The organism is Thermococcus waiotapuensis, assembly GCF_055384795.1.
In genome coordinates this window covers 332,015-357,788 of record NZ_AP042429.1, presented here as the reverse complement: position 1 = coordinate 357,788, position 25,774 = coordinate 332,015, and the positions used below count along the sequence as shown (strand labels likewise).

Sequence of the window (25,774 nt, the reverse complement as noted above, 5' to 3'; positions counted from 1 at the left end):
CTCAACCACCCCCGGCTGGAGGGAATATGCTCACGGTGTCTTCGTCCGAGAGGGGCGTATCGAGGCCCCGAAGGTGTTCGATGTTCTTCCCGTTCACCAGGATCAGGTATCCCCTCTCAAGCTCCTTTTTAAAGCCGGGGAACATTCGATCCAGCTCTTCTAAGAGCTCCCCGACTGTTTTCGGGCCGCTTATTTCCAGCTTCCTCTTTCCGGTGAACTCAATGAGCGTCGCGAAGAGCTTAACCAGCACAAAGATCACCTTAACTAAGTTCTTCTCGGGGGAACATAAAAAAGTTGCTGGACAAAAATGGGAAAAGAATCAGAGGAACTCGGCTATGCCGAGCTCTTCCGCCTTCTCCTTCGGGACCCTTCCGTCCTCGGTCCAGCCGCGGAGAGCATAGTAGCGCGGGAGCATCTCCTTCAGGCGGACGGTGTAGCCCTTGTTCGGCCCCTCGGGCATAGGCTCCTCGAGGAAGCGCTTCGGCAGGGTATCTTCTTTGAGCGGGTCAAGGCCAGCCTTGAGGTTGAAAATCCTCTCGGCGTTCCAGATGCGCTCCCCAATCCTGAGGTAGTCCTCGGTTGAGAAGTTCCAGCCCAAAGCGGCATTCAGCATGTCGCGGTAGTCGTCCGCTCCAAGGCCGAAGGTCGTGAAGAGGCACAATCCAGCGGCGTCGATGAGGGCCGTCAAATCCTGGAAGATTATGAGCATCTTCACCTTCTCGTCGCTTATGTCGTGGGGATCCATCTTGTAGGGATAGCCCAGGATCTCGGGGCTTATCATGTAGTTCTTGATGTGGCAGCCGCCACGGTTGTTGGTGGCGTAGCCAAGGCCATGTCCCTCTGCACCGCGCGGGTCGTAGGCAGGAAGCTCGAGCTTCTTGACGCTCATCGAGAACTCTGGATGGCCATAGCTCTCGGCGAAGCGGTAGCCACCCTCTGCAAGTTTGTCGCCGATGCCCTTCCTGTAGGCTATCTTCTCTATGTAGTAGTGCAGAACCTCAGTGTTCCCCCACCTGAACGGTGGCGCATCGCCCAGCTCTTCGTCAGTCAAGTAACCCTTCTCATAGAGCTCCATGGCCGTGGCGAGCGTTCCGCCGGTTGAGATGGTGTCGAGACCGAACTCGTCGCACTGATGGTTGGCCTCTATTATGCTGGCCAAATCGTTTATGCCGAGGTTTGCTCCAAAGGTCCAGACGCTCTCGTACTCCGGCCCCTCGGTTACACCAACGGTGGGGAGCTTGTTGACCCTTCCGCAGCCTATCGGGCAGGCGTAGCACGGCTGGTTCCTTATGAGGTACTTCTTTGCCATCGCCTCACCGCTCTGCTCGTAGGCGTGCTTATAAACTCCAGTCTGGAAGTTCCTCACCGGGTAAAGGCCGTTCTCGTTGATTATGTTGACCAGAACGGCTGTACCGTACTTCGGGAGCCCGCCTCCGGCGACCGGGTCGTTCTTGAGTTTGTTTATCTTCTCTCTAACTGTGAGCATGAACTTCTGTTTGTCCGCTATCGGAACCTGTTTGCTTCCCTCAACGGCTATCGCCTTGAGGTTCTTGCTGCCCATGACGGCTCCAACTCCGGCCCTTCCGGCCGCCCTGTGGCCGTCGTTCATTACGGATGCAAACTTGACGAGGTTCTCGCCCGCCGGCCCGATGAGTGCTATCCTCACCTTTTTGCTCCCTACCTCCTTTCTGATGGCCTCCTCGGTCTCGCTCACGACCTTGCCCCAGAGGTGGCCCGCGTCGCGGATCTCGACGTTGTCGTCCTTTATGTAGATGTATACGGGCTTTTCGGCCTTGCCCTCAACGATTATGCCATCCCAGCCGGCGAACTTCAGCTCGGCACCAAAGTAGCCGCCGGAGTTGGCCATGGTTATAAAGCCTGTCAGGGGGCTCTTGGTAACGACGTTGTACCTCCCACCGGTTGGGGCGCTCGTTCCGCTCAGCGGGCCCGGGGTGATTATCAGCTTGTTCTCTGGGCTTAGAGGGTCGGCCTTCGGGTCCATCTCCTTGAGGAGGAAGTATATGGCCAGTCCCCTGCTTCCGAGCCACTTCCTGGCGAGCTCTTCACTGTACTCCTCAACCTTTACCTCCCCGGTGGAGAGGTTCACGCGCAGGAACCTTCCCCAGTTGCCATACATAAAAACACCTCGTGACAGAATAGTACATCAAAGTATATAAGGGTTTAGGAAAACACCGTCGTGCACAAAAATCCATTCTGTTAGCCAGGAATGTTTACGGGCGTTCAGTCTTCGGAGAAAGCCATAAATATCACGGCCTAATGAGTAAATCCGATGAACGCGCCGGTCTTTAACTCGAAACTCTGTGCGGTCTGCAAGGGCAGAAAGCTCCTCTGCGGGAGACCAACCTGTCCAATCCTTGAGCGCTTCAGGGTAGCTCAGAGTGTGGAGCAGAAGCTGAACAAGAGGCACCTCTTCGGCTCATCGCCCCCGGCCATCTTCGTCGGTGAGTACGGTTACCCAAAGGTCAGGGTCGGCCCCCTCGTCCCGCCGATGGAGGGAGACACAAGCTACCTCGATAATCCCCTCAAATGGGAGGACAAAACGATACGCGATGTCCTCTACTACCGCTCCCTTCTCGTTATGGGCGAGGTTGAGGCGGATGTGAACGTGAGGAAGAGCGGCAGGATACTTAGCCAAGTTCAGGAGCTGGCGATGAGCGTTAAGCCAGTTGACAGCGAAATCCTGCTCAAGAGCAAGCCGGTTCTCAAGGTCATCCCGAGCGAGTTTGCCCCTCCGATAGGGCCCAAGGCTGAACTCCTCGACTTTGAGCTGACGGAAAATCCAAAAATCCCGCAAAGGACTGAATACGTTGTGGACGACGAGCTTAAGGCGGAAGAAGCGATAATGAGGCTCTACAACTGGGGCTTTGACGAGTACTACATCATAAGACTCCTCTCAGCCGGGCTTCTCGGCGTGGACAGGAAGCTCGTTCCCACCAGGTGGAGCATCACGGCCGTGCAGGACACGATAGGGAACAACCTGAGGGGAGAGATTCTTCATTATCCGCCCATCGGCGATTACGAGGTCTACTTCTACCGCTTCCTCGGTAACAGATACGCTGTTCTTCTGATGCCGGAGAGCTATGCCTTCGAGCTTTTGGAGGTCTGGCTTAAAGGTTCACTCTTTGGCGCTTCGGAGCCGGAAGTCATCCACGACTATGAAGATTTCCGCGGCAGAAAGGAATACGTCAAGGAAACGGCTGGAGCCTACTACGCGGCCCGCTTGAGCGTCCTTGAGAACCTGCGGAAAAGGAAAAGACAGGCGAGGGCTGTGGTCTTTCGCGAGGTTACCCCTGAGTACTACGCCCCCGTTGGCGTGTGGCAGATAAGGCTCGGAGTGAAGAAGGCGATGGACAATCCCATAGGGCGCTTCGGGACGCTAAACGAAGCATTAGAGGCCATTAAGGGACGCCTTGAGCACCCGTTCGAGAAATACCTCGAGAGGAGCTACATCCTCGGCCACCTCGCAAAGCAGAAAACTTTAGACCAGTGGCTGGGAAAGGTTTTAACGTGACCGCCCAAACCGGGATGATGAGCCCCATCCCGCTGAACGGTGATAACTGCACGTCAGGCTGACACCGAGTGGAGGTGATAGTGTGGAGGGGGTTGACCTCGTTAGGGAGCTCGTGAGGATTGAGAAGAAACTTGAGGACATAGAAAAACTCCTGAACGAACTGCTTGAGCGGGAGGAGAGTTATGCCCTAATGAAAATCTCGGAGGAATCTCTAAGGGAGTTCCTCGCAGACGAACCGGACATCTACTCTGAGGAAGACCCTAAGGTGAGATACAGATGCGACAGTCCAGAAGGATATTCTACTCGGCGAACTTGGCGAGATTGGCCCGGTTCTCAGAAAAGAAATAAGCCAAGAGATATGCTCACTCCTGGGGTTTGAGCCATGAAAAAGAAGCTCGCCCTCATAAGCCTCGACGGGAACGGTGTGTACAACCTCAGGCACATGCCCTTCCTGAGCGAGCTCGCGGAGAGCGGGGCCTTTGAGGTAGTTGATTCGATCTTCCCCACGCTGACCGATTTAGTGCACGCGAGCGTCATGACAGGGATATGGCCGAAGGATCACGGCGTCGTCGAGAACGGCTATTATGACAGGCTGAATGATAGAAAGGTCAACTTCTACGAGTACGAGGTGGCCTTCAATCCCCATAAGGTCATAAAGGCGCCGACCATCGTCGATATCCTCAGGGGAAAGGGCATAAAGACCGGTTCAGTCAGCGGCTACACGATGCCGCCCTTCAGCGGAACAGACATCAGGATTTTCCCACCCTTCTTCGCGGACAACGGGCTTTACAGGGAACACGGCAGGGACTGGAAGAAAGATGTATGGGTGTTGAATTCAGCCCTCTACATCTACGAGGAATGCAAGCCTGACCTGCTCCTCGTCCACTTCGCATCAATAGATGGCATGAGCCACGACCACGGGCCCCTGAGCGAGGGCGCGCTTAAGGCTGTGGAAACCGTCGATACAGCCGTTGGAACCCTCTGGGAGCGCCTTAAAGATGAGTACGCATTCATAATCTTCGCAGACCACGGGCAGGAGGATGTCCACACCTGGGTGAACCTCAAGGAACTCCTGGTTGACAGCGGAATAGGAGTTAAAAGGGTCTCTTCCGGCGGCGGCGTTCACGTTTACCTGAGAAACCCGGGCGAAGCAGAGGATGCCTTTGAGATTCTCAGAAAAGCGCCGGGCGTTAAAGAAGTTTTCTTCCGCGATGAACTTCCCCACCTTGACAGCCCGAACAGCGGCGAGCTCATAGTTTCTGCAAAACCCGGCTACTGGTTCTGCTCCCACGGGATGTGCAAGGGAATAAAGGGCGTGAGCCACTGGACCAAAGGAATGCACGGCTCCAACAACGATCCCGTTGTGAAGGTTCCGCTCATCCTCTGGGGCTTTGAGAACGCCAACATAGAAAACGCCTCGCTCATGGACATAGCCCCCACAATCCTGGACTTCTTCGGCGTTGAGAAGCCCTCCAACATGGTGGGGAGGAGTTTGATAAGGGGATAACTGGAGTGAGCACTCGCGGAGGATGTGGCCTTTGCCCGTGGTGAGTAACTCAACTCCCTCATCCACCTCGCCAAGATAGAAAGGCTCGAACTTCTCATGGAGTTTTTTGGTGACTTGTGCCACGTATAGTATTGAAAGCAGAAGGCCAGAGGGTTGCCCTAAACACTACCTACGTTAAGGTAAGGCCCCTTCTTCATGTTTCTCAGCCGCCTGAAGTATTCGTCCTCCTCGAGCCACTCCTCTATAAGGTCGTCGAGCCTCATGGTGAGAGAATTCGGCGTTGTTGTCGCGTATATGACTTCCCTAAAGCCGAGGGACTTCATCTTCCTTAGGATATCCTTTATCTCCTCGTTGCCCAGGTCGTGCATCAGGAAGAACTTCCTCCCGTGCCAGTTTCCACTGCCCTTCAGCGAGCCGGCCTTTTCGATGATCTCACTCAGAACCCAGCCCCTGCACTCCGCGGGAATCTCGTACACGGGAACGTTCCCAAAAGCGTCCCTTACGAGCCTAACTTCCTCCTCTGAAAACCCTATGAGGAATATCATGACGCCACACCATAACAAGTAGGTGCCGAGGTTAAAAAGTTCACCCAAAAACAACGGAGAAAAGCGGAAGACGAGACCAGCCCTCAACGTGAGGACTGGGCAATCCTCTCGATCTCTTCCTTCTTGCTGTAGGCGAAGCTCTTGGGATCGGCGTTGGCGGCGGCAATTATCTCCTCAGCGAGAGCCTGGGCGTAAGAGGTCTTGTTGCGGTAGCACTTTATGCTTGCTCCAAGGGCGATGTTCCTGAGGGCAAAGTCGAGCCTCCTGAGCGGGGAGACGTCAACTGAGACGTGGTAGCGGATTCCACCGAAGGATATGGTCGTCGTATCCTCCCTGTGGGCGGAGTTCTCAATTGCCCTGACGAGAACCTGGATCGGGTTCTGCTTCGTCCTTTTCTCGATGATCACGAAGGCCTCCTTAACGATATCGTAGGCCTTCATCTTCTTGCTCATCAGCGAGCGATGTTCCCTCCTCATGAAGTGGCCGCCGGCCTTGTAGTGGCTGGCACCGCTCCTCATTACCTTGTTGATGAGCCTCTCAACGATGTGGACGTTGGCCTTGCCGAAGGGCTTCTTGGCGTGCCTTCCGTGGTTGTGCGGGAGCAGTCTCGGCTCAAGGTTTATGTAGGGCTTGAGCGACACGTCGTTGACGACAACGTCCTCAACGCTCCACCTGCCCATGACCTTGAGCTCCTTTGGGAGGTAAAACCTCTCCGTTAGTGCCTTGGCCATTCACTTCACCTCCTCGGCTTCTCCTTCCTGCCCTTGACGAGCTCCTTGAGGGAAACCCTGTTCACCTTGACGACTTTGTACCTGATTCCCGGGATGTCACCCACAGAACCTCCCATAGGGCCACCGATTCCCTCGATGATGACCTCGTCGTGTTCGTCTATGTGGTTGATGGCACCGGTACCAGGGGTGAAAGCCGTGACGACCTTACCGTTCTTGATGAGCTGAACCCTAACTGCCTTACGCATGGCAGAGTTAGGCTGCTTTGCCTCAACGGCTATCTTCTCGAGGACAATTCCCCTTGCCTGAGGAGCGCCCTCGAGCGGGTCGCTCTTCTCCTTGAGGTGGAGAACCCTTCTCTTGTACCTTATGTCGCTCCAGCGGAACTTCTTCCTCTTGAGCTTGAGCTTTCTTCCCGCGAATTCTCCATAGGGAGCTTTCTTTCCAGCCATGATCATCACCTCAGATTACGACCACATCAACAATACCGTGGTGTCTCTCCATCAACTCTTTCACGAGGTTGATGTTCTGGCCGCCCTTTCCAATGGCCCTCGGCTTGTCCTGCGGGCCAACGTCAAGGAGGGCGACCTTTTTACCGTCACGCTTCTCAGTGATGTGGATCTTTTTAACCTTAACCCCGAGGCTTTTATAAATGTTCCTCAGGAACTCCTCGGGATTTTCGGAGTGCTCTATGAGGTCTACCTCCTTTCCGAGCATGCTCTGAACGCGCTTGACGTTAGCTCCCTTCTTTCCGAGGGCAAGGCCCATCTCGCCCTTCTTGACGACGAAGATGAGCCTGTTCCTCTCGGCGTCTATGAGGCAGTCGAGGGCAGTCGCTCCGGTCATGCTCTCGAAGAGGGCTATGTACTTGATCTGGTCAGTGTTGAGCTTGAGCGGCATCACTCCTTACCTCCAGCCAAGGCGAGTATGTTGCTCTCGCCAGGGTTAACTACTGCCAGGGAAGCCACTACAAAGGGCTTACCCAGCAAGGTACCCAGTTCGACACTCGTCCCCTCGAACTCGTAAACGGGTATCCCGCTCAGCTTCGCGTAGTAGTAGATGTCCCCCTTTATCTCGGCGGGGGCGTTTTTAGCCACTATAATGAGCTTGGCTTCACCGGTTTTTGCGAGCTGTATTGTCCTCCTTGAACCGAATACTGCCTTTCCGGTTTCCATTACCTTTCTCAGTTCAAACGCAAGATCCATACTTCACACCTCCCTACTCCCTTTCGGTCTCAGGGGAAGGCCCATCTTCAGGCTGACTACCCCGGTTCCAACGGGGACTGGCTGGCCGATGAGGACGTTCTCAACCACGCCGTTGAGGGGATCAACCTCTCCCCTCTCGGCTGCTTCGAATAGGTGCGTGGTAGTTATCTCAAAGGAAGCCCTTGCCAGGACGCTCGCCTTTTCTCCGACCACACCATGTCTCCCTATCGGACGGATTACTCCGTCCAGAGTCATCATGTCCGCGACGAGCATGATGTGTCTTATATCAACCTCCAGACCCTGTTCACGCATTGTGCTCACTATTTCCTCTATTATGGCGTTCCTTGCCGCTTCAATGCCGAGCACTTCCGCGATCTCCCAGATGTTGTTAGTTCTCGTCCTGGTTGGATCGACGCCGGGAACCCTTAGTACCTGTTTGAAGTTCGAGCCCTCGGTGTATATCACGTACTCGTCGCCTTCCTTCCTTATGATGGTCTTTCCGACGCCAGAGAGACCCTTAAGGCGGTGCTTTTTAACCTTTTCGGCAAGCCTCCTCAGGTCTGAGAGCCTGCCGACCTTTTGGGGCCTGACGATGATCCTGTAACCATCAGCCTCAAACTCAACGTTCTTAAAAGAGCCGGACAGCTTTTTCAGAATCTTTTCCATGTCAAGGCCTGTCTTTTCGAGCCTCTCGGGATCAATCTCAACTATGTACTCAAAGTTGAGGATGTCTATCGTCTCCTCCCTGGCGAGGTTTTCAAGGGTGGTCCCCTCTATTCTCCTGGCGACTTCAAGGGCCTTGGCCATGTCCTGCCTGTGCTCCTCGTCAAGATAAACCGTCATGATGGGCGTTGATGGGTTCTTCCTGGCATCGACAATTTCAATGATTCTTGGCAAACCGAGGGTAACGTTTATCTCAGCGACACCCGCGTAGTGGAAGGTGTTGAGGGTCATCTGGGTTGAGGGCTCACCTATAGACTGTGCCGCAACGGTACCGACGGGTTCCCCCGGCTCAACGAGAGCCCTCTCGTACTCCTTCACGACTTCCTCCACGATGGCCTCTATCTCGGCCTTTGTGAGCTTGTACTTCTTGGTGTACTTGATGAGCTTGGTGTAGAGCTCTTCCTTAACCGCCTCGGGGAGGGGCGTCCCCTCAACTAAAGATTTAATGGCACTGGCCGCCACCATTTTTCCACCTCACGCCTTTCCGTTCCCCCTCACCTTGAGGAGGGTTCTCAGGATGACTCTATTAACGTCAACCGTCTTGCCCTGCCAGCTCTTCATTGGATCGACACCGTCTTCACCGTACTTGAACTGGACTATGATTCCCGTTGGATCTCTGACGGTTCCATCGTAGTCCACCTTAAGATCCTGGAGGGCGTTTATCAATCTCCTCTGCATGTAACCGCTCTGTGCCGTCCTGACCGCGGTGTCGACGAGGCCTTCTCTACCACCCATGGCATGGAAGAAGTACTCCTGTGGTGTTAAACCGCTCTTGTAGGAGTTCGTGACGAATCCCCTGGCCCTGGCCCCGAGGTCGCCGGGCTTGAAGTGGGTCAGAACCCTTCCGCGATAGCCACGGTAGAGACGCTTTCCACGTATTGACTGCTGGCCGAGCATTGCCGCCATCTGGGTGATGTTGAGTATCTTACCCCTTGCCCCGGTCTTGGCCATTATCACCGCGTGGTTGCCCATACCGAGGTATCTCTCCGCAACCTTACCCGCGCTGTCACGGGCCTCTGCTAAAACGGCCATTATCTTGCTCTCGAGAGTTTCTTCAAGCGTCTTACCCGGGAGGGGCTCAAGTTCGCCCCTCTTATAAGCCTCGATGAGTTTCTGAACCTTTTCCTCGGCCTCGCGGATTATCTCCTTAATTCTGTCCAGGGCCTCCTCCGGGAGGTCTTCATCGTCTATGGCAGTGGTGAAGCCCCTGTGGGTTATGACCCAGATTGTAAGCTTGGTGACCTGGTCAAGGAACTGCCTGGCCCTCTCGACGCCGTATTCCCTCACGATAACGTCGAGAAGCTTTCCGTCCTCCCTGCCGTAGACCGTCTTGTCTATTGCACCGCTGAGTAACCTCCCGTTCTGGATGTAGACGAAGCCATCGCAGGCTAACTTTCTGACCTCCTCTGGATCAGGGAGGAGTTTCTCCTCGATTAGTTTCTCTAAGGCTTCACATCTCTCCGGTTCATCACAGAGCTTGTTGCGGTACCATATGGTGAGATCGCTTGGCAAAAGGAGTGAAAACACCGTCTTTCCGCTCCAGAGAGGCTGGCCGTTTTCAAACTTGTCAGGCTTGGGCAGTTCGTCCACATCAATGCCCGCGAAGGCGATCATCTGCTCAACCTCAAGGCGGGTGAAGTAGGCTCCCTCCCTCGTAAGGAGATAACCGCCTGAGATGTGGTCCTGTATTCCCGCAATGATCGGACCACCGTAACGCGGTGAGATTATGTGGTTCTGGACTTCCATGAGTATCTTTGCCTCCGCCTGGGCCTCCTCGGTCTGAGGAACGTGAAGATTCATCTCGTCACCGTCGAAGTCCGCGTTGTAGGGCGGGCATACTGACAGGTTAAGTCTAAAGGTTCTATAGGGCATAACACGAACGCGGTGGGCCATAATGGACATCCTGTGAAGCGACGGCTGTCTGTTGAAGAGGACTATATCACCATCCTCAAGGTGCCTCTCGACGGTCCAGCCGATGTCTAGCTTTTCCGCGATTATCTCCAGGTTGCTCTCCATGAGCCTTATCCTTTTGCCCTCCGGGTCAATGACGTAGTTGGCGCCAGGATACTTCTCGGGGCCGTTGAGAACCCTCTGCTTGAGCTTCTCAAAGTTGAACTCCGTGACCTTCTCGGGAACGGTGAGCTCCATCGCTATGGCCACAGGAACGCCGACCTCGTTAATGCTTATCATGGGGTCAGGGCTGATGACGGTTCTCGCTGAGAAGTTGACACGCTTACCGCTGAGGTTGCCCCTGAAGCGCCCCTCCTTACCTTTAAGCCTCTGAGCGAGCGTTTTAAGCGGCCTTCCGCTCTTGTGCTTGGCAGGGGGGACACCGGACGTCTCGTTGTTGATGTATGTGGTGACGTGGTACTGGAGGAGGTCCCAGAGGTCTTCTATAATCAGCTGGGGTGCACCGGCCTCTATGTTGGACTTGAGCCTGTTGTTGATGCGGATTATATCTACCAGCTTGTGAGTGAGGTCATCCTCGGCGCGAATGCCGCTCTCAAGGGTGATGGATGGCCTCATCGTGACCGGCGGAACTGGGAGAACTGTAAGGACCATCCACTCAGGCCTGGAATTCTCCGGGTGCAGGCCGAGGAGGGGCAGATCCCCGTCAGGGATCCTCTCAAGCCTGTCCCTTATCTCGTTTGGCATCATTCTGTGCCTGTAGTCGTTGCCTTCCTCGTCCTTCCTGAGCTCCCAGTATACGGTCGGTCTCTCGAACTTAAGCGGGAATTGTGGGGCACCGCAGTGGGGGCAGACCATTCTTTCCTTGGCCTTTTTATGAATCTCCCTGATCAGATCATCCCTGGCCTTCTTCCTGTCGCCAATTACTTCAAACTTCTTCATGTACCCCTCTATTTCCTCATCGGTGAGCTTTATCCTGCCACACTCCCTGCAGGTGCTCTCGAGGACCCTGAGGATAGTTTTGGCAAAGCCAACGTGGACAACAGGCCTGGCCAGCTCGATGTGGCCAAAGTGACCGGGGCATTCACCGGCTTTTGCCCCGCAGGTCTCACATCTCAGCCCCGGATCGATAACACCGAGCCTCTTGTCCATGAGGCCGCCCTCTATGGGGTAACCGTCCTCGTCGTAGGTGTCCGGAACGGTTATCTCCGCCGCGCTCATCTTTCTGATTTCCTGCGGTGAGAGTATGCCAAACTCAATACTGCCGATAACCTTCCTCATCGAGTTCATGGCTCTCACACCCTATCCTCCAGCCTGAGGGAAGGCCTAATCATCATCGCCTTCAGCTCGTCGAGGAGCAACTTAAATGCGTAGCTTATCTCAACTTTGCTTATTCTCTCCTCTTCACCACAGACCGGACAGTAGACCCTGTCTCTGCGTTTGTCCTCAAGGGCTATATGCCCGCAGTTCTCGCAGACCCAGACTTCGGTCTTGTCACTTTCCTCGAGGAGACGCTCGATCAGGAGCATCGCGGCGCCATGTCCGATGAGGACGTCACGCTCCATCTCACCGAACCTGAGGCCACCCTCCCTTGCCCTTCCCTCGGTTGGTTGCTTGGTGAGAACCTGAACGGGACCGCGTGAACGGGCGTGCATCTTGTCAGCGACCATGTGGTGGAGCCTCTGGTAGTAGATGACGCCAACGAATATCTCCGCCTCAAGCCTTCTTCCGGTTATTCCGTCGTAGAGGATCTCCCTGCCGTTGTGTTTGAAGCCGAGCTCTTCGAGCTCCCTCCTGAGCTTCTCCTCTGGCTCACCGATGAAGGCCGTTCCATCTACGCGTCTGCCCTTGAGGGAAGCCACCTTTCCGCCGATGGCCTCAATGAGCTGTCCGACGGTCATACGGCTCGGGATACCGTGCGGGTTGACGATCAGATCCGGAACGATACCGCTCTCCGTCCAGGGCATGTCCTCCTGCGGGACGATTAAACCGACGACGCCCTTCTGACCGTGCCTGCTCGCGAACTTGTCGCCTAACTCTGGAATGCGGAGATCCCTAACCGTAACCTTGACGAGCTTTGTTCCATCGCCGGTCTCGGTGATTATCACCTTGTCGACTATGCCCTCTTCACTCGGCCTGGCTGCAACACTGGTTTCCCTCCTCTCCTGAAGGGCGATTCCGCCAAGGCGACCCTGCTCTTCAAGGAACCTGGGTGGGGAAGTTCTTCCAACGAGAACGTCTTTTCCTTCGACCCTTGACTCGGGGAAGATTATACCGTCCTCATCGAGATTGCGGTAGTATCTATCCCCGAGATAACCCTTAATCGTTGGATCAGGCTTTTCGAAGCGGTCCGTCTGGCCGCCGAGGTAGCGCTTCTCCTCTGCCTCATAGGTTCTGAAGAAGGTGCTCCTTCCAAGGCCGCGCTCTATCGATGCCTTGTTAATGATTACAGCATCCTCCATGTTGTATCCGTAGTAGCTAAGAACCGCAACGACAAAGTTCTGGCCCGCTGGCCTCTCCTCGAAACCAACTGCCTTCATTATGCGTGAGTTGACGAGCGGAACCTGCGGATAGTGCAGGAGATGACCACGCGTATCAATGCGAAGCCTGAAGTTAGCAGCCCCAAGACCGAGGCTCTGCTTGGCCATACCGGCTCCATAGGTGTTACGCGGGGCAGCGTTGTACTCCGGGTAGGGGACAAGGGAAGCAGGAATACCGAGTATCGCGGCAGGCATGAGTTCGAGGTGGGTGTGCTCCTCGCTCACTTCCCACGGCCATGTTGCCACGTAGGCGTTCTCCTCTTCTTCAGCATCAAGGTACTCAATGACGCCCATCCTTACGAGGTCACTCCATGTGAGAGTGCCGTTCTTTATGCCCTCGACGTGCTCCCTCGTGAGCTTCGGCTTTCCGTTTTCTACTATGATGAGCGGCCTCCTGACCCTGCCATCGTCGCTGTTTATGTAAATCTCCCTAACGTCTCCCTCCTCATAGAGGGCCACGTTGATTACGTCGCTTATCCTGCCCGCTCTTCTGTCAGTTTTTATTCTCTCAACGAGCTCGCGTCCTTTCTCGACTGTGCCTACAAGAACACCGTTGAGGTAAACTCTGTAAAGACCCGGGGCAGGTCTTCTCTCCTCAATGGGGACTATGCCAAGTCTCTCCAGATAAACCCTTACCTCTTCCTCCGGGAGCCCCGTGGTGATCTGGGCCATCAGGGCGAGGTTCTTAACGAGACCACAGTTTGGACCTTCAGGCGTTTCCGTTGGGCATATCCTGCCCCAATGGGTTCCGTGAAGGTCACGCGCCTCGAAGTGCGGCTGTTCCCTGTCAAGGGGGGAAGTTACACGCCTGAGGTGGGAGAGGGTTGACATGTAGTTCGTTCTGTCGAGGAGCTGGCTGACGCCCGTCCTTCCTCCCGGCCACGAACCGGTCGCCAGGGCGTGCTCTATCCTCTCGCTCAGCACATCAGGCCTTATCGAGTTCCTTACAAAGCGCTGTATGTTCTGGAAGGTGTACCTTTCCCCCTTCCTCTGGTAAGTCTTGGTCATCTGGTACTCCATGTCCTTGACGAGCTGACCAAAGGCAACGCGGAAGAGGTCTTTGAGCAGATCCCCTGCGAGCTTGAGCCTTTTGTTGGCATAGTGATCCTTATCGTCCTCACCGCGGAGGCCAAGTGAGAGCTCGAGAACCTTGAGTGCCATCATGCCGAGGTAGTAGGCCTTGGCCTTCCTGTTCTCAGGCCCAACGCCCATATGTGGCAGGAGGTTGTTGTCGATGATGTGCTCGGCCCTTCTAAGCCTGTACTCCTTTGGCTGTCCCGGGAGGGAGAGCTTGCCTATGTAATCGAGCGCATCTTCCTGCGTTCTTATATCGCTGGCATCCTCCAGGTTGTCGAGGAGGATCTGCTGGATCCTCGGGTCGTCGCTGACCGCTTCCACTATCTCCCTATCGCTGAGAAGACCGAGGGCACGCATTACGTAAACGAACTTGACCGGTTTGGACACATTCGGAATCGTAACGTACAGAATCCCGTCTTTTCTCCTTTCAACGGTTATAAGTGCGCGGTAACCGTGTCTGTATGAGAAGACCTTGGCAATTACTCTTTCCTGCCTTTCGTCTCTTTCGACGAGAGTCCTGTTGGGGGCAAGATCCTCGATAGAAACGATAACCCTCTCGGAGCCGTTGATGATGAAATATCCTCCCGGATCCTTTGGATCCTCGCCGAGCTTCACGAGCTCTTCATCGCTGAGGCCGTGAAGCCTGCATATCCTGGACTTGAGCATTATCGGGAGCTCCCCAATTCTCGCCTCAACGGGTTCCTGCTCAATTCCGTTGACGACTGGAATGAGTTCCAGAAACAGAGGCGCGGAATACGTAAGATTCCTTATCCTGGCGTCCATTGGATAAAGCAGCCTTCTCTGTCCCTGAGCCTCCTGAAATACCGGTTCCCCTACCCTTATTTTCCCGAACTTGACCTCTAAGTTGGGTATGTCCGGCTTAACCCCACCAAACTCGTCAATTACCTCCTGAAGACCATAGTCAACGAAGGCGTTGTAAGAGTCGAGGTGCTGTCTAACGAGTCCCTTCTCCTTCCAGTAGGATTCCATAACGAGCCAGAGGTCGTCGGGGGTAACCTCAACAAGAGTGGGTCCTCTCACGCTCATGCTCTCACCTCAAAATCAGCCTTCAACAACGAGCCTGTAGTAATAGGAAGTGCCCACGGGGCTCTTTCTCTTGATTTCAATAACGTCACCGGGCTTCGCCCCCAGTTCCACCACTGCCGGATCAGAAGCCAGTATCTGGGGGAGCTGAGAGATTTTGATCCTGTACTTCCTGAGGAGCTCCTCCTTCTCCTCCTCGCTAAGTATCCTGTGTTCCGGAACCAGTTCGTGCATAAACACACTAAATTCCTTTTTCGCCGTCACCGAGAAATGCCCCCTTACAGTTTTTTAAGAATGACCGCCACTACCCACCCGTTCAGGTTCACCTATATAAGCTTTTCGAGATAGGGGTGAGGTGAAGGGTTTATAGGCCTTACGAAAAGTTTAAGAGAGGTTTCGCGCCCAAAAAGAACCTCCAATGAACTACTCTGTCTATCCCAGTCCGCGTAAAATTTTTAAACTTCCCCCCCATAATGGGGACGCGCGGTGGTAGTCTAGCCTGGTCCAGGACACCGGCCTCCCAAGCCGGTAACCCGGGTTCGAATCCCGGCCACCGCACCAGTATAACCTTTTCTAACGAAAGCGTCCACGGAAGATAGCTATTCTGCAAAGCCTTTATGAGCTGTGAGAACCCCCGCACTCCCAGGGTACAGACATAAGTGGGGGAGAAAAGGGGACATCACTCACCGGTCGCGCCCTTGAGGGCGTCCTTGCACGGACACCTCCTCTCCTTAGGGATGTACTTGATTGCGCCCATCAGGAGCAGCTTGAGTTCGTTGCCCTTTTTCTCCATGAGCTCCATCACTTCAGTGTGGGTCAGCTTTTCCCTGCTTATTCCTGCGGCGTAGTTAGTAACTATAGCAACGCTGGCGTAGCACATCTCAAGTTCCCTCGCCAGAACTGCCTCCGGGCACTGGGTCATTCCAACGACATCTGCACCGAGTACCTTAAGTGCCCTTATCTCCGCCCGGGTTTCAAACCTCGGGCCCTCCATACAGGCGTAGGTGCCGGTTGGATGATAGTTAAAGCCCAGCTCCTTGGCCGCACTCATGAGGGCCTTTCTGAGCTCCGGACAGTATGGCTCCGTAAAGTCCACGTGAGCGACGAATTTCCTACCGTGGGGGCTGTCCTCGCCATCGTAGAAGGTGTAATGCCTCGTTTTGGTGAAGTCCATCAGCTGGTCGAGTATAACGAAATCACCGGGCTTCATATCAAGGTTCAGGGAGCCGACGGCGGAGGTGGCGAGGATTCTCTCAACACCGAGCTCATAAAGGGCCCACATGTTGGCGTGGTAGTTTATCTTATGCGGCGGAACGCTGTGCTTTTCGCCGTGTCTTGGAAGGAAGGCTATTTCTTCGCCTTCGTACTCACCAATTTTCAGCTTAACCTTGCCGTAAGGCGTTTCAACGGCCTGTTCCCGGACGTTTGAGAGCAGAGAAGGGTCGTAAACTCCGGAACCGCCTATTATCGCTATCCTCGGCATGCGCACCACCCAAAACAATCAGCCCGAATTCATTAAAAAGGTTTAGGAGCCAATATCCTCCCTCCACTTTTTGTGCTTCTGAGCCCTCTCGCTCAACTCTTCCTCAGCGTTCTCCCCTACGGAGCTTTCAACTACCTTGACGAGTATTTCCCCCATCAACCACGATCCCCAGTCCCTGTCACGAACTTCGGCAGCCGCTTCGATGGCACTATCGATGTCCCCCTTCTTGAGATGGGCAAGCGCTATGGCCCCGAACGCCAGGGACCTTAAATACGGGTCGGCAATCTGTTCTGCAAAAGTTCTGGCCTCTTCAGGATAGCCGATCTTTGAAAGGTAAGTGGAAACTTTAACGAGGACAGCCATATCCTCAGTTCTCCGTCCTATAATCAGGGCAACCCCCCGGTAAGCGGGCGACACCGGCCCCTTTAACAGCTCGTCCATTACAGCGCGTGCAAGGGGATCAAACTCCTCAGGCGGAAGAGACAGCTCGCGGATAAATTCCTCAAGATTCCCGGGGCTGGAGATGAGGGTTATAGCTATTTTCTTTGCAACCTCGGCCCGGGGGAAATCGGTCAAGGAGTTTAGAACTTTAGTCACAAACCCGACCTTCCTTCTAAGAGAGAGCCCGATTAGAAACGTTGTCAAATAATCCCTCCCCGAGGACATGGAAAGCTCCTTTATGGCCTCAACAAACTTCCAGTAGACATCCTCGGAAGCACCTTCCTCACTGAGCTTCCTGGCGATCTCATCGATGGAGGAATCCATCCAGTAGTAAACCCCTATTTTGGGAAGAATTCTCAGGGCGCTCGCAAATTCCCCCCTTCTAAGATGCTCCTTAAAAAGCTCAAAGGAAATCCTTGACTTTACATCCTCCGAAGACACCCCATCCAGGAGGGATGACACCCTTCTCAGATCACCCTTTTTGATATAAAACTGAAAGATTTCCGCCATAATCAGGTCCCGCTTTTGGGCGTCTTGAACGTCAGTCGAGTAGAGAAGAGCTTCATCGGGCATTCCGATAACCAGGGCTCCCCTTGCTATATCCAGGAGAACCACATCCTTTGCAGGGCCTTTTAGAAGGAGAGAACCCTCATGGGCGCTTCTCAGTAAGTCTCTTGCCTTCTCTTCCATTCCAGAGAGGTAAAGATACCTGGAAACGTCCACCATGGCCTTCAGAACAACGATTGGATTATCGATATCATTGATGGCAGAGAGGGCAAGGGAAAAAGCCTTCCCGTAGTTGGCGTCACCAGCAAGATAAAGCCTGTGACCAATCCTGGCAAGGGTTACGGCCCGCACGTAAGGATCGGGGATCTCCCGGGCGGCATTTATAACCTGGGAGTGTAGTTTTACTCGCTCTGGGGAACCTGTATTCACAGTACCACCCATTAGTTCTTTAAGGAGTCAGTGTTATATAACTTTTCCGGGAAAATCCAGCTAAAAACTTATTTTAGTTGGAGAATTTTAGCGTGCACAGATATCAGCTTATATCGTCGTAGACGACGCTTACGGTTTCGCCGTCGTCAAGAACTACAAAGGCAACCTTTGCTCTTTTTCCGGTCTTTGGATCAACAACCAGGAAATCAGGATCGACCAGGTACTGACTGTCCGGGAGCTTCCAGACATCGTTGTAGTATTCTCTAAGCTCTTTCAAAAACAGATGGGGGCTTCTTTTAATAACAGTTGTCATGGTACTCACCACTGATTACTACAACTTCAAAGTATAAAAAGGTTTCGGAAAGTCAATCGTTAAAATGGATATCGTCAAATGACGATATCACTGAAGGAGTGCCTCAACGTACTCCATTTCCTCTGGTATGAGTTTCTTTCTGCGGCGCTCCGTATCAGCCAGATATTTGTAATTATAAAGTGCAACCAGCCACTCCATTTTCTCACCTCCTCTCGCCCGCTCCGGGAAAGAATAGTGGTTTTAGGTTTAAAAAAGTTTTTAGCCCTGTTTTCTTCGTTAATGCTCGTCTCAGAATAGGGATTAAACCCAAAGAGGAGGATTGCCCCAAGTTTTGCTGCGATGTACACAATTGGAAAAATTTAACGGCTTAAAACAGAGTTTAATCTAAAGTTATGAGCATCAAACTCGCAAAGAACACAAGAAGGGTTATAAAGATGGCGGCACACTTAACCCCGGAGGGTTGACAATGGCTCTAGAGAGGCTGGGGAAGGCACTGAACAGCGCACTGAGAAAACTCGCGAGGGCTGGCACAATCGACGAAGCCCTGATAAAAGAAGTCGTGAGGGACATACAGAGGGCATTAATCCAGTCGGACGTGAACGTTAGGCTGGTTCTCCAGCTCACCAGAAGGATAGAGGAAAGGGCACTAAAAGAGAAACCACCTGCCGGGATGAGCCCAAAGGAGCACGTTATCCGGATAGTTTACGAGGAACTCACGGATCTCCTCGGTAAGGAAGCAGTGCCCCTCGAGATAAAGAAGAAACCCACGGTTCTACTCACGGTCGGAATTCAGGGCTCGGGAAAAACCACGACCATAGCCAAACTTGCAAGGTATCTCCAAAAGAGAGGTTACAAGGTCGGTCTTGTGTGCACAGACACTTGGCGTCCAGGTGCCTACTCCCAGCTCAAACAGCTCGTTGAACCCCTTGGGATGGGGGTGTTTGGAAATCCCGAGGAGAGGGACGCAATAAAGCTGGCCAGAGAAGGAGTCGAGTACTTTAAGGATAAGGGTGTGGACGTTATAATAGTCGACACCGCCGGCAGGCACAAGGAAGAAGCCAGCCTGATAGAGGAGATGAAGCAGATAAGCTCAGCAATACAGCCCGATGAAGTCATACTGGTCATAGACGGTACAATCGGCCAGCAGGCTTACAATCAAGCCCTGGCTTTCAAAGAGGCCACACCAATAGGCTCGATAATAGTCACGAAGCTGGACGGAAGCGCCAAGGGTGGGGGTGCTCTTTCGGCAGTCGCTGCAACCGGAGCACCCATAAAGTTCATAGGTACAGGAGAGAAGATAGACGACTTGGAACCCTTTGACCCCAAGAGGTTCGTCTCCAGGCTTCTTGGACTGGGTGATATAGAGAGCCTCCTCGAGAAGTTCGAGGAACTGACCCAGGAGCAGGAAATCAGGGAAGAAGATTTAGAGAAGTTCCTCAAGGGTAAGTTCAACTTAAAGGACATGTACGCACAACTGGAGGCCATGCAGAAGATGGGGCCCCTCCAGAAAGTACTCCAGATGATCCCCGGTTTGGGCTACTCCCTACCGGACGAGGCCATCAGAGTCAGGGAAGAAAAACTCAAGCGCTACAGGGTCATAATGGACTCCATGACAGAGGAAGAACTCGAAAACCCGGACATCATAAACTACTCCCGGATAAAGAGAATTGCCAGGGGATCGGGGACCTCAACAAAGGAGGTAAAAGAGTTATTAGCCCAATACAACCAGATGAGAAGGATGTTCAAAAACCTTGACAAGAGAAAGCTCGCGAAGATGGCGAAGAATTTTGGAGGGTTAGGGGGGTTGGGGATATGATCGAGGCTATAATCCTTATAGTTACGAGACCCGGGGCGGAGAAAAAGGTTTACGACCAGCTTAAAAACCACCCCAAAGTAAAGGAAGTCCACAAAGTGTACGGAGAGTACGATCTCATCGCCCGGGTGGAAGTCGAAGACATAAGGGATCTTGATGAGTTCCATGATAACGTCCTCAGAAAAATAAAAGAGATCGAGGTAACCGAGACACTGATAGCCAGTACCTACGGGATCAAGGAGTGAAGGCCATGACCCTCGAAACGAGGCTCGTGGCTGCAATAGACCTGAAGACCCTGGAGGTTACAATTCACTCCAGTGAAGTTTAAATGTGTTGAGAACTGCGGAAAATGTTGCCAAGAGCTGGAGATACCCCTCAGAGACGAGGATATAGCGAGAATAGAAGAACTCGGATACAACGCATGGGAATTCGTGGATTATGAAAAACTGTTCTACCGGGGAGACAAATTCCTGGGTTATGGCCTTAAAAAGAGGCCCTTCGATGATTCATGTGTTTTTCTGGATCCCGAGACGAAAAGATGCAGAATATACGGGCATAGACCCCTAGCCTGCCGGCTTTATCCCTTTGTCTTCATAAAGAAAGGCGACAGGATGGAAGTTCACATCAAGCTTGATTCTTTCTGCCCCGGAATAGACCATCCGGAGGGAGAACCCGTAACTGCTGACTTCATACTGCGGGAATACAGCGAGGTGATTGAAGAATGCCGCACCAAAGCCACGACAGAGTCAGGACACTCGCTGAGCGAAAGTGAAGCAACACCGAAACATATTTATACATTTTCTTGTTAAATGCGGGGCACCGGAGGTGATAGCGTGAGTCAGCTGAAGTCAGTCAAGGAAAAACTGAGACTTATCGCCCTGCTCAGGCTCCTGAAGAAAAGCTACACCTACGAGGAGCTTTCGGAGATAACCGGACTCCCGATAACCGTCCTCAACAGATACGTAAGGGGAAAGGTCCTTCCCAACAGTGAGAGAACCAGGGAGCTCACCCAGCTGCTGTCCCAGTACGTGAACCTTGAAAACGAGGTAAGGAAGAGGCTCCGTTTTGACAGCAGGGGCTTTTTCGACAGCATGTCAGTGCTCGGCGACACATCGCTTATGACCCTCCTATCCGAGGAGATAGCGAGTAGGCTTAAGGAGGTTGAAATCGAAAAGATACTGACGGCGGCCACCGACGGTATTCCGCTGGCAGTTCACCTTGGGAGAGAGCTCAACGTTGACGTTGTCTACGCCAAGAAGAAAAAAGAGGTCGGTGTGGAGAAGTTTTACGAGGTCAACTATGTCCCGAGCGCCTCGGGGAGCATAACAACCCTATATCTCCCATCGTGGGCGCTGTCGAAGGGGGAGAAAGTCCTAATCGTTGACGACGTCGTCAGGAGCGGAGAGACCCAGAGAGCACTCGTTGACCTCTGCAGGCAGGCGGGTGCCGAACCCGTCGGGATGGTGTTTCTGGTGAGCGTGGGGGACATAATTGATAGGCTCAGGGAAGAGTACGGAATCCCCGTAGAGAGCATCCTGGTTCTGGAGAGATGAATTATGGCAAAGTTCATGATTTACAACACGGCCGGCCTCACACTGCCGGTGGAAGCTGAAGTCGGTTCCCCCTTTTATTTTGAGTGTCCCGAAGAAGAATGCGGCAAGAAGGTTGTCATCGAGGGGGTAATCATCGAAGTCTCCGAGGTGGAGTTCAATAAAGCCCTGGAAAGCACTATAGAGGAAGATCCAAGCTTCAAACCAATCGAAAAGATAGAAGTGAGAAAGTACCTGTTCAGGGGAAAGGTAAACGGCAGGGGAGTCGAACTCCCAGCCGAAAGCTTGGTGGACTTTGCAAAGAGGTTCCTGGAAAACCAGAATAACCTTATTCTTCTGTGAGCAGGGGGATTGCAAACTTTTCTTTAACTATGTCCATGACGACGCTGGTGTTCGTCTTTTCTACCCCCTCCAGGGAAAGCAGCCATTTAACGAATTTATTCATGTCCGCTCTGTCCCTGAACTTGGCAACAACGATTATGTCGTACTCGCCGGTAACGTCGTACACCTGCATTATCCTCGAACTCTTTGAGATTTCTTTCTCTATTCTTACTATGTCCTTCCCCCTAGCCTTTATCCCGATAACCGCAGTAAGGCCAAAACCAAGCTTTTCGTAGTCCACATCAACGCAGAAGCCCCTGATAACTCCCTCATCTTCCAGCTTTTTTATTCGGTTGTAAACAGTGCCGACAGCAATGCCGAGTTCCTTGGCTATCTCCCGATAGGAATACCTGGCGTTCTCCTGAAGGAGTTTGAGTATCTTTAAGTCCAAGTCATCCATATTCACCACCCCGTACAGTTTACCGTAAACTTTAAATACTCTCCGCTGAAGGGAAGAAACGGGTCTGGACCGGTAGCCTAGCCAGGATAGGGCGGCGGCCTCCTAAGCCGCAGGTCCGGGGTTCGAAGCCCCGCCGGTCCGCCACAATTCTGTTAACGCTTCCGTTTAGCAAAACTGATTTATATGCTCACGTTCTATCTCTCCCGGTGATATCATGGCTTTCCTCAAGGTAGTCCCGCTGGAAGAGGCTTTAAGAATCGTGGACTCGTTCAACCTCAAGCCCCGGGTCGAAGAAATACCAATAGACGAAGCCCTCGGACGGGTTCTTGCGGAGAACATCGTTTCTCCGATAGACGTTCCCCCCTTCGATAGGGCCACTGTGGACGGTTACGCTGTAAGGGCCCAGGACACATTTATGGCGAGCGAAAGCAACCCCGTTGAACTGAAGGTAATAGGAGAAGTTCAGGCAGGGGAAGAACCCAGAATCAAGCTTGCCCCGGGTACAGCTATCTACGTCTCAACAGGTGCCCCGCTCCCCGAAGGGGCAGACGCGGTAATCCAGTTTGAGGATGTTGACAGGAAGGACGATGAGATAATAGTCTACGAACCAGCATACCCGAGCCTGGGCGTCATGAAAGCCGGGGCCGATATTCCCAGGGGGAAACTGGTTCTCGAAGCCGGCACAAGACTGGGGTTTAAAGAAACCGCCCTGCTGTCTGCCCTGGGATTCAACACGGTAAAAGTCTACTCAAAGCCAAAGGTTGCGGTGATAAGCACGGGGAACGAGATAGTTCCGCCGGGGGAGGAACTCAGGCCAGGAAAAATCTATGACATAAACGGAAGGGCGATAACCGACGCCGTGAGGGAGCTTGGCGGGGAAGCGGTGTTCCTGGGAATAGCGAGGGATGACGAGAAGAGTCTCGCGGATCTGGTGATAAAAGGAGTTGCCGAGTGCGACATGGTATTGATAAGCGGCGGCGCAAGCGGTGGAAGGAAGGATCTCACAAGTTCGGTAATAGAAAAACTCGGGAGGGTCTACATACACGGCATAGCGATCCAGCCAGGAAAGCCGACGATAATAGGCGTCGTGGACGGAAAGCCAGTCTTTGGTCTTCCAGGTTACCCAACCAGCTGTCTCACCAACTTCACCCTTCTCGTCGCGCCCCTCCTGAGGAGGCTCCTCGGAAGGGAGAGCGAGGTAAGGAAAGTCAAGAAGAGGCTTGCCCACAAGGTCTTCTCCGTCAAGGGGAGAAGGCAGTTCCTCCCGGTTAAGATTGAAGGCGAAAAGGCCGTGCCGATAATGAAGGGGAGCGGGGCTGTGACGAGCTTCGTCGAGGCCAACGGCTTCATTGAGATTCCCGAGACGGTGGAGATACTTGAGGCAGGGGAAGAAGTCGAGGTAACGTTATTCGGCTGATTTCGTCGCCCTTCCAATCCACTCATCAAAACCTTTTTTAAACTCCTTACCGTTCCATCCCCCGGTGAAGACTATGCTGGACATAAAGCTCATCCGCGAAAACCCCGACCTCGTCAGGGGCGACCTCATCAAGCGCGGCGAGCTTGAGAAGCTCAAGTGGATAGATGAAATCCTCGAACTCGACGCCAGGTGGCGCGAGAACCTCAGAAAGATAAACCAGCTCAAGAAGGAGCGCAACCAGCTGGCGATAGAGATAGGAAAGCGCAAGAACGCCGGAGAGCCAGTGGAAGATTTACTCGCGAGGAGCGACGAAATAGCGAAGCAGATTGAAGGACTCGAGAAGGAAGTCGAGGAGCTCAGAGAGAAAATCAACTACTACCTCTGGAGGCTCCCGAACATCACCCACGAGAGCGTTCCGGTTGGCAAGAGCGACGAGGACAACGTCCCGATAAGGTTCTGGGGTAAAGCAAAGGTCTGGGAGGGCTTTCTCGAAAGCTTTAAGGAGCAGAGCCTCGGGAAAATGGAGTATGAACTTCTGAGCTGGAGGCCGAGGATTCACCTCGACATGCTCGAACTTTTGAAGGGGGCCGACCTTGAGAGGGCCGCGAAGGTGAGCGGAGCAAGGTTCTATTACCTCCTCAACGAGCTGGTTATACTCGATTTGGCTTTGATACGCTTCGCCCTGGACAAACTCATAGAGAAGGGCTTTACCCCGGTGATTCCGCCCTACATGGTGAGGCGCTTCGTGGAAGAGGGAGCAACTACCTTTGGGGACTTCGAGGACGTAATCTACAAGGTTGAGGGCGAAGACCTCTACCTCATCCCCACCGCGGAGCACCCGCTTGCAGGCCTTCACGCCGACGAAATCCTCGACGGAAATGAATTACCACTCCTCTACGTAGGAGTTAGCCCCTGCTTCAGGAAGGAGGCAGGAACTGCAGGAAAAGACACCAAGGGGATCTTCCGCGTTCACCAGTTCCACAAGGTTGAGCAGTTTGTTTATTCCCGCCCGGAGGAGAGCTGGGAGTGGCACGAGAAGATCATAGCCAACGCGGAGGAGATATTCCAGGCTTTGGAGGTTCCCTACAGAGTGGTAAACATCTGCACCGGTGACCTCGGTTACGTTGCCGCCAAGAAGTACGACATCGAAGCCTGGATGGCGGGCCAGGGCAAGTTCAGGGAGGTCGTTTCAGCAAGCAACTGCACAGAGTGGCAGGCGAGACGCCTGAACATCCGCTTCAGGGATAAGACCAACGAGAAGCCGCGCTTCGTCCACACGCTCAACTCGACTGCCATAGCCACCTCGAGGGCTATAGTGGCCATCCTCGAAAACCACCAGACGGAGGAAGGTGTTGTCAAGCTCCCGAAGGCCCTCTGGAAGTATACCGGTTTTAAGGAAATCCTGCCGGCGAGCATGAAGGAGAAGTGTTGCCAGGATTGATTTTTCTTCTTCCCGAATCTCCCAGGGCATTGTTCTGCACAGGGGCCTGTGCCTCCTAAACCCCTCCCCTTTCCCTGACCTTCTTCCTCACGTTGGGGTCGCGGTCGGAGATGATTTTCAGGGCCTCCTCAAAGCTCATCCAGTCGGGCACTTCCTCGTTGAGATAAATTCCCGTCCTCCCTATTCTGTCCCTCCTCGTGAGGACGTGGACGCGTTCAGTGACTATGTCGATGCTCACTCCAAGGAGCTTTGCCACCTCACTCTCCCTGCCGACGACTTCCCTTTCAATGTGCCCCCTCTCGGTCGGGATTATTAGGATGAGCTTCTTGTTCACCCCGGGAACGCGCTCTCTGGTTTTGACCCCCCACATGTCAATCGTTCCTCCCCAGCGGTAAAACTCAAGCTCCCTATCAGTTGGCTCAATTAGGGGAAACGTAACCGCCGTTTCCTCGTCTATCTCAATGACGCCCTTTATGAGGTGCCATGGCGTTGCCATCACTATCTTTCTCCTCCTCACGAGGCCCTCAAAGGCTAACTCGATGAGGTAACTGGGAACCTTTATCGGGATGAATATGTCTATGTCGCTGTCTCTCCTAACGTCTCCTCTGGCTACACTGCCGTAGAGCTGCGGGTCGAACTGGGAAAGGCGTTCCATTATCCCAAGGGCTTTCTCCCTCTTTTCCCACAGGTAGCGCCATCTCTTCGGCGAATAAACTACCTCTCTCTCGTCCCAGACGCGGACGACCTTTTCCCTCGGCATAACTTTAGCTATCCCTTTAACTTTTTAAAG

25 protein-coding genes, 2 tRNA genes and 1 pseudogene are annotated in these 25,774 nt (G+C 53.5%); 12 read left to right on the top strand and 16 right to left on the bottom strand.

What is annotated here, in order from left to right; genetic code table 11:
• Nucleotide 1: 1 nt before the first annotated feature.
• Nucleotides 2–250, bottom strand: a complete 249-nt coding sequence (locus ACZ47M_RS02000) for a MoaD/ThiS family protein (RefSeq protein ID WP_315340868.1) — start codon at nucleotides 248–250, stop codon at nucleotides 2–4.
• A 69-nt stretch (nucleotides 251–319) separates the two neighbouring features.
• Nucleotides 320–2,137, bottom strand: a complete 1,818-nt coding sequence (gene aor / locus ACZ47M_RS01995) for an aldehyde ferredoxin oxidoreductase (protein WP_315339567.1) — start codon at nucleotides 2,135–2,137, stop codon at nucleotides 320–322.
• A gap of 153 nt (nucleotides 2,138–2,290) precedes the next feature.
• Between aor and ACZ47M_RS01990 the strand changes: the two genes are divergently transcribed.
• The 3 genes from ACZ47M_RS01990 (at nucleotide 2,291) to ACZ47M_RS01980 (ending at nucleotide 5,039) form a co-directional block, all read left to right on the top strand.
• Nucleotides 2,291–3,532: an Nre family DNA repair protein gene (locus ACZ47M_RS01990; protein WP_315339565.1), complete on the top strand. Its 1,242-nt coding sequence runs from the start codon at nucleotides 2,291–2,293 to the stop codon at nucleotides 3,530–3,532.
• 82 nt (nucleotides 3,533–3,614) lie between these two features.
• Nucleotides 3,615–3,911: a hypothetical protein gene (locus tag ACZ47M_RS01985; protein ID WP_315339563.1), complete on the top strand. Its 297-nt coding sequence runs from the start codon at nucleotides 3,615–3,617 to the stop codon at nucleotides 3,909–3,911.
• 3 nt (nucleotides 3,912–3,914) lie between these two features.
• Nucleotides 3,915–5,039, top strand: coding sequence for an alkaline phosphatase family protein (locus tag ACZ47M_RS01980; protein ID WP_315339562.1), 1,125 nt, complete (start codon nucleotides 3,915–3,917; stop codon nucleotides 5,037–5,039).
• A 158-nt stretch (nucleotides 5,040–5,197) separates the two neighbouring features.
• Here the strand turns inward: ACZ47M_RS01980 and ACZ47M_RS01975 are convergent, their stop codons facing one another.
• The 9 genes from ACZ47M_RS01975 to ACZ47M_RS01935 all read right to left on the bottom strand — a co-directional run bounded on the left by ACZ47M_RS01975 (nucleotide 5,198) and on the right by ACZ47M_RS01935 (nucleotide 15,073).
• Nucleotides 5,198–5,584 carry a DUF3783 domain-containing protein gene (locus ACZ47M_RS01975; RefSeq protein WP_315339559.1) on the bottom strand — a complete coding sequence of 129 codons (387 nt, stop codon included), beginning with the start codon at nucleotides 5,582–5,584 and terminating at the stop codon, nucleotides 5,198–5,200.
• Nucleotides 5,585–5,667: 83 nt separating this feature from the next.
• Nucleotides 5,668–6,315 (bottom strand): 30S ribosomal protein S7, encoded by a 648-nt coding sequence (gene rpsG, locus ACZ47M_RS01970; RefSeq protein WP_315339557.1) that lies wholly within the window; start codon nucleotides 6,313–6,315, stop codon nucleotides 5,668–5,670.
• A gap of 5 nt (nucleotides 6,316–6,320) precedes the next feature.
• Nucleotides 6,321–6,764 (bottom strand): 30S ribosomal protein S12, encoded by a 444-nt coding sequence (locus tag ACZ47M_RS01965; RefSeq protein ID WP_010477052.1) that lies wholly within the window; start codon nucleotides 6,762–6,764, stop codon nucleotides 6,321–6,323.
• A 10-nt stretch (nucleotides 6,765–6,774) separates the two neighbouring features.
• The gene (locus ACZ47M_RS01960; RefSeq protein WP_315339555.1) at nucleotides 6,775–7,212 is read right to left on the bottom strand and encodes a NusA-like transcription termination signal-binding factor; all 438 of its coding nucleotides are present in this window, start codon (nucleotides 7,210–7,212) and stop codon (nucleotides 6,775–6,777) included.
• A complete protein-coding gene (locus ACZ47M_RS01955) occupies nucleotides 7,212–7,517 on the bottom strand; it encodes a 50S ribosomal protein L30e (protein WP_315339553.1) in 306 nt (101 codons plus the stop codon). The genes ACZ47M_RS01960 and ACZ47M_RS01955 overlap by 1 nt, the downstream gene beginning before the upstream one ends.
• Nucleotides 7,518–7,520: 3 nt before the next feature.
• Nucleotides 7,521–8,705, bottom strand: coding sequence for a DNA-directed RNA polymerase subunit A'' (gene rpoA2 / locus ACZ47M_RS01950; RefSeq protein WP_315339552.1), 1,185 nt, complete (start codon nucleotides 8,703–8,705; stop codon nucleotides 7,521–7,523).
• Nucleotides 8,706–8,714: 9 nt separating this feature from the next.
• Nucleotides 8,715–11,438, bottom strand: a complete 2,724-nt coding sequence (locus ACZ47M_RS01945) for a DNA-directed RNA polymerase subunit A' (protein WP_315339551.1) — start codon at nucleotides 11,436–11,438, stop codon at nucleotides 8,715–8,717.
• A 5-nt stretch (nucleotides 11,439–11,443) separates the two neighbouring features.
• Complete coding sequence (locus tag ACZ47M_RS01940) at nucleotides 11,444–14,806, bottom strand: DNA-directed RNA polymerase subunit B (RefSeq protein ID WP_394356284.1); 3,363 nt, start codon at nucleotides 14,804–14,806, stop codon at nucleotides 11,444–11,446.
• A gap of 21 nt (nucleotides 14,807–14,827) precedes the next feature.
• Nucleotides 14,828–15,073, bottom strand: a complete 246-nt coding sequence (locus ACZ47M_RS01935; RefSeq protein ID WP_010477041.1) for a DNA-directed RNA polymerase subunit H — start codon at nucleotides 15,071–15,073, stop codon at nucleotides 14,828–14,830.
• A 219-nt stretch (nucleotides 15,074–15,292) separates the two neighbouring features.
• On the opposite strand from ACZ47M_RS01935, the gene ACZ47M_RS01930 reads away from it, so the two are divergent.
• A tRNA-Gly gene (locus ACZ47M_RS01930) sits at nucleotides 15,293–15,370 on the top strand.
• A 118-nt stretch (nucleotides 15,371–15,488) separates the two neighbouring features.
• Here ACZ47M_RS01930 and mtnP read toward each other — a convergent pair.
• From mtnP to ACZ47M_RS01915, 3 genes are all read right to left on the bottom strand, one after another.
• Nucleotides 15,489–16,292 (bottom strand): S-methyl-5'-thioadenosine phosphorylase, encoded by an 804-nt coding sequence (gene mtnP / locus ACZ47M_RS01925; RefSeq protein ID WP_315340863.1) that lies wholly within the window; start codon nucleotides 16,290–16,292, stop codon nucleotides 15,489–15,491.
• 42 nt (nucleotides 16,293–16,334) lie between these two features.
• Nucleotides 16,335–17,681 (bottom strand): hypothetical protein, encoded by a 1,347-nt coding sequence (locus ACZ47M_RS01920; RefSeq protein ID WP_315339547.1) that lies wholly within the window; start codon nucleotides 17,679–17,681, stop codon nucleotides 16,335–16,337.
• 91 nt (nucleotides 17,682–17,772) lie between these two features.
• Complete coding sequence (locus ACZ47M_RS01915; protein WP_315340860.1) at nucleotides 17,773–17,982, bottom strand: hypothetical protein; 210 nt, start codon at nucleotides 17,980–17,982, stop codon at nucleotides 17,773–17,775.
• Nucleotides 17,983–18,448: 466 nt separating this feature from the next.
• On the opposite strand from ACZ47M_RS01915, the gene ACZ47M_RS01910 reads away from it, so the two are divergent.
• The 5 genes and pseudogenes from ACZ47M_RS01910 (at nucleotide 18,449) to ACZ47M_RS01890 (ending at nucleotide 21,687) form a co-directional block, all read left to right on the top strand.
• Entirely contained in the window at nucleotides 18,449–19,798 is a 1,350-nt protein-coding gene (locus ACZ47M_RS01910) for a signal recognition particle protein Srp54 (protein ID WP_315340857.1), read from the top strand.
• Entirely contained in the window at nucleotides 19,795–20,040 is a 246-nt protein-coding gene (locus tag ACZ47M_RS01905; RefSeq protein WP_315339546.1) for an Lrp/AsnC ligand binding domain-containing protein, read from the top strand. Before ACZ47M_RS01910 ends, ACZ47M_RS01905 begins: the two co-directional genes overlap by 4 nt.
• Nucleotides 20,041–20,045: 5 nt before the next feature.
• Nucleotides 20,046–20,604, top strand: a pseudogene (locus tag ACZ47M_RS01900) (YkgJ family cysteine cluster protein).
• Between the two features lie 24 nt (nucleotides 20,605–20,628).
• Nucleotides 20,629–21,348, top strand: coding sequence for a phosphoribosyltransferase family protein (locus ACZ47M_RS01895; RefSeq protein WP_315339545.1), 720 nt, complete (start codon nucleotides 20,629–20,631; stop codon nucleotides 21,346–21,348).
• A 3-nt stretch (nucleotides 21,349–21,351) separates the two neighbouring features.
• Nucleotides 21,352–21,687, top strand: coding sequence for a hypothetical protein (locus tag ACZ47M_RS01890; protein WP_315339544.1), 336 nt, complete (start codon nucleotides 21,352–21,354; stop codon nucleotides 21,685–21,687).
• Here ACZ47M_RS01890 and ACZ47M_RS01885 read toward each other — a convergent pair.
• Nucleotides 21,674–22,132 (bottom strand): Lrp/AsnC family transcriptional regulator, encoded by a 459-nt coding sequence (locus ACZ47M_RS01885; protein ID WP_315339543.1) that lies wholly within the window; start codon nucleotides 22,130–22,132, stop codon nucleotides 21,674–21,676. The genes ACZ47M_RS01890 and ACZ47M_RS01885 overlap by 14 nt on opposite strands.
• Nucleotides 22,133–22,192: 60 nt before the next feature.
• On the opposite strand from ACZ47M_RS01885, the gene ACZ47M_RS01880 reads away from it, so the two are divergent.
• The 3 genes from ACZ47M_RS01880 (at nucleotide 22,193) to serS (ending at nucleotide 24,984) form a co-directional block, all read left to right on the top strand.
• Nucleotides 22,193–22,270: transfer RNA gene (locus ACZ47M_RS01880), tRNA-Arg, on the top strand.
• 70 nt (nucleotides 22,271–22,340) lie between these two features.
• On the top strand, nucleotides 22,341–23,543 hold the full coding sequence (locus ACZ47M_RS01875) for a molybdenum cofactor synthesis domain-containing protein (protein WP_315339542.1): 1,203 nt from the start codon (nucleotides 22,341–22,343) through the stop codon (nucleotides 23,541–23,543).
• Nucleotides 23,544–23,616: 73 nt separating this feature from the next.
• A complete protein-coding gene (serS, locus tag ACZ47M_RS01870; protein ID WP_315340855.1) occupies nucleotides 23,617–24,984 on the top strand; it encodes a serine--tRNA ligase in 1,368 nt (455 codons plus the stop codon).
• A gap of 55 nt (nucleotides 24,985–25,039) precedes the next feature.
• Here the strand turns inward: serS and ACZ47M_RS01865 are convergent, their stop codons facing one another.
• A complete protein-coding gene (locus tag ACZ47M_RS01865; RefSeq protein ID WP_315339541.1) occupies nucleotides 25,040–25,744 on the bottom strand; it encodes a nucleotidyltransferase domain-containing protein in 705 nt (234 codons plus the stop codon).
• Between the last annotated feature and the right edge of the window lie 30 nt (nucleotides 25,745–25,774).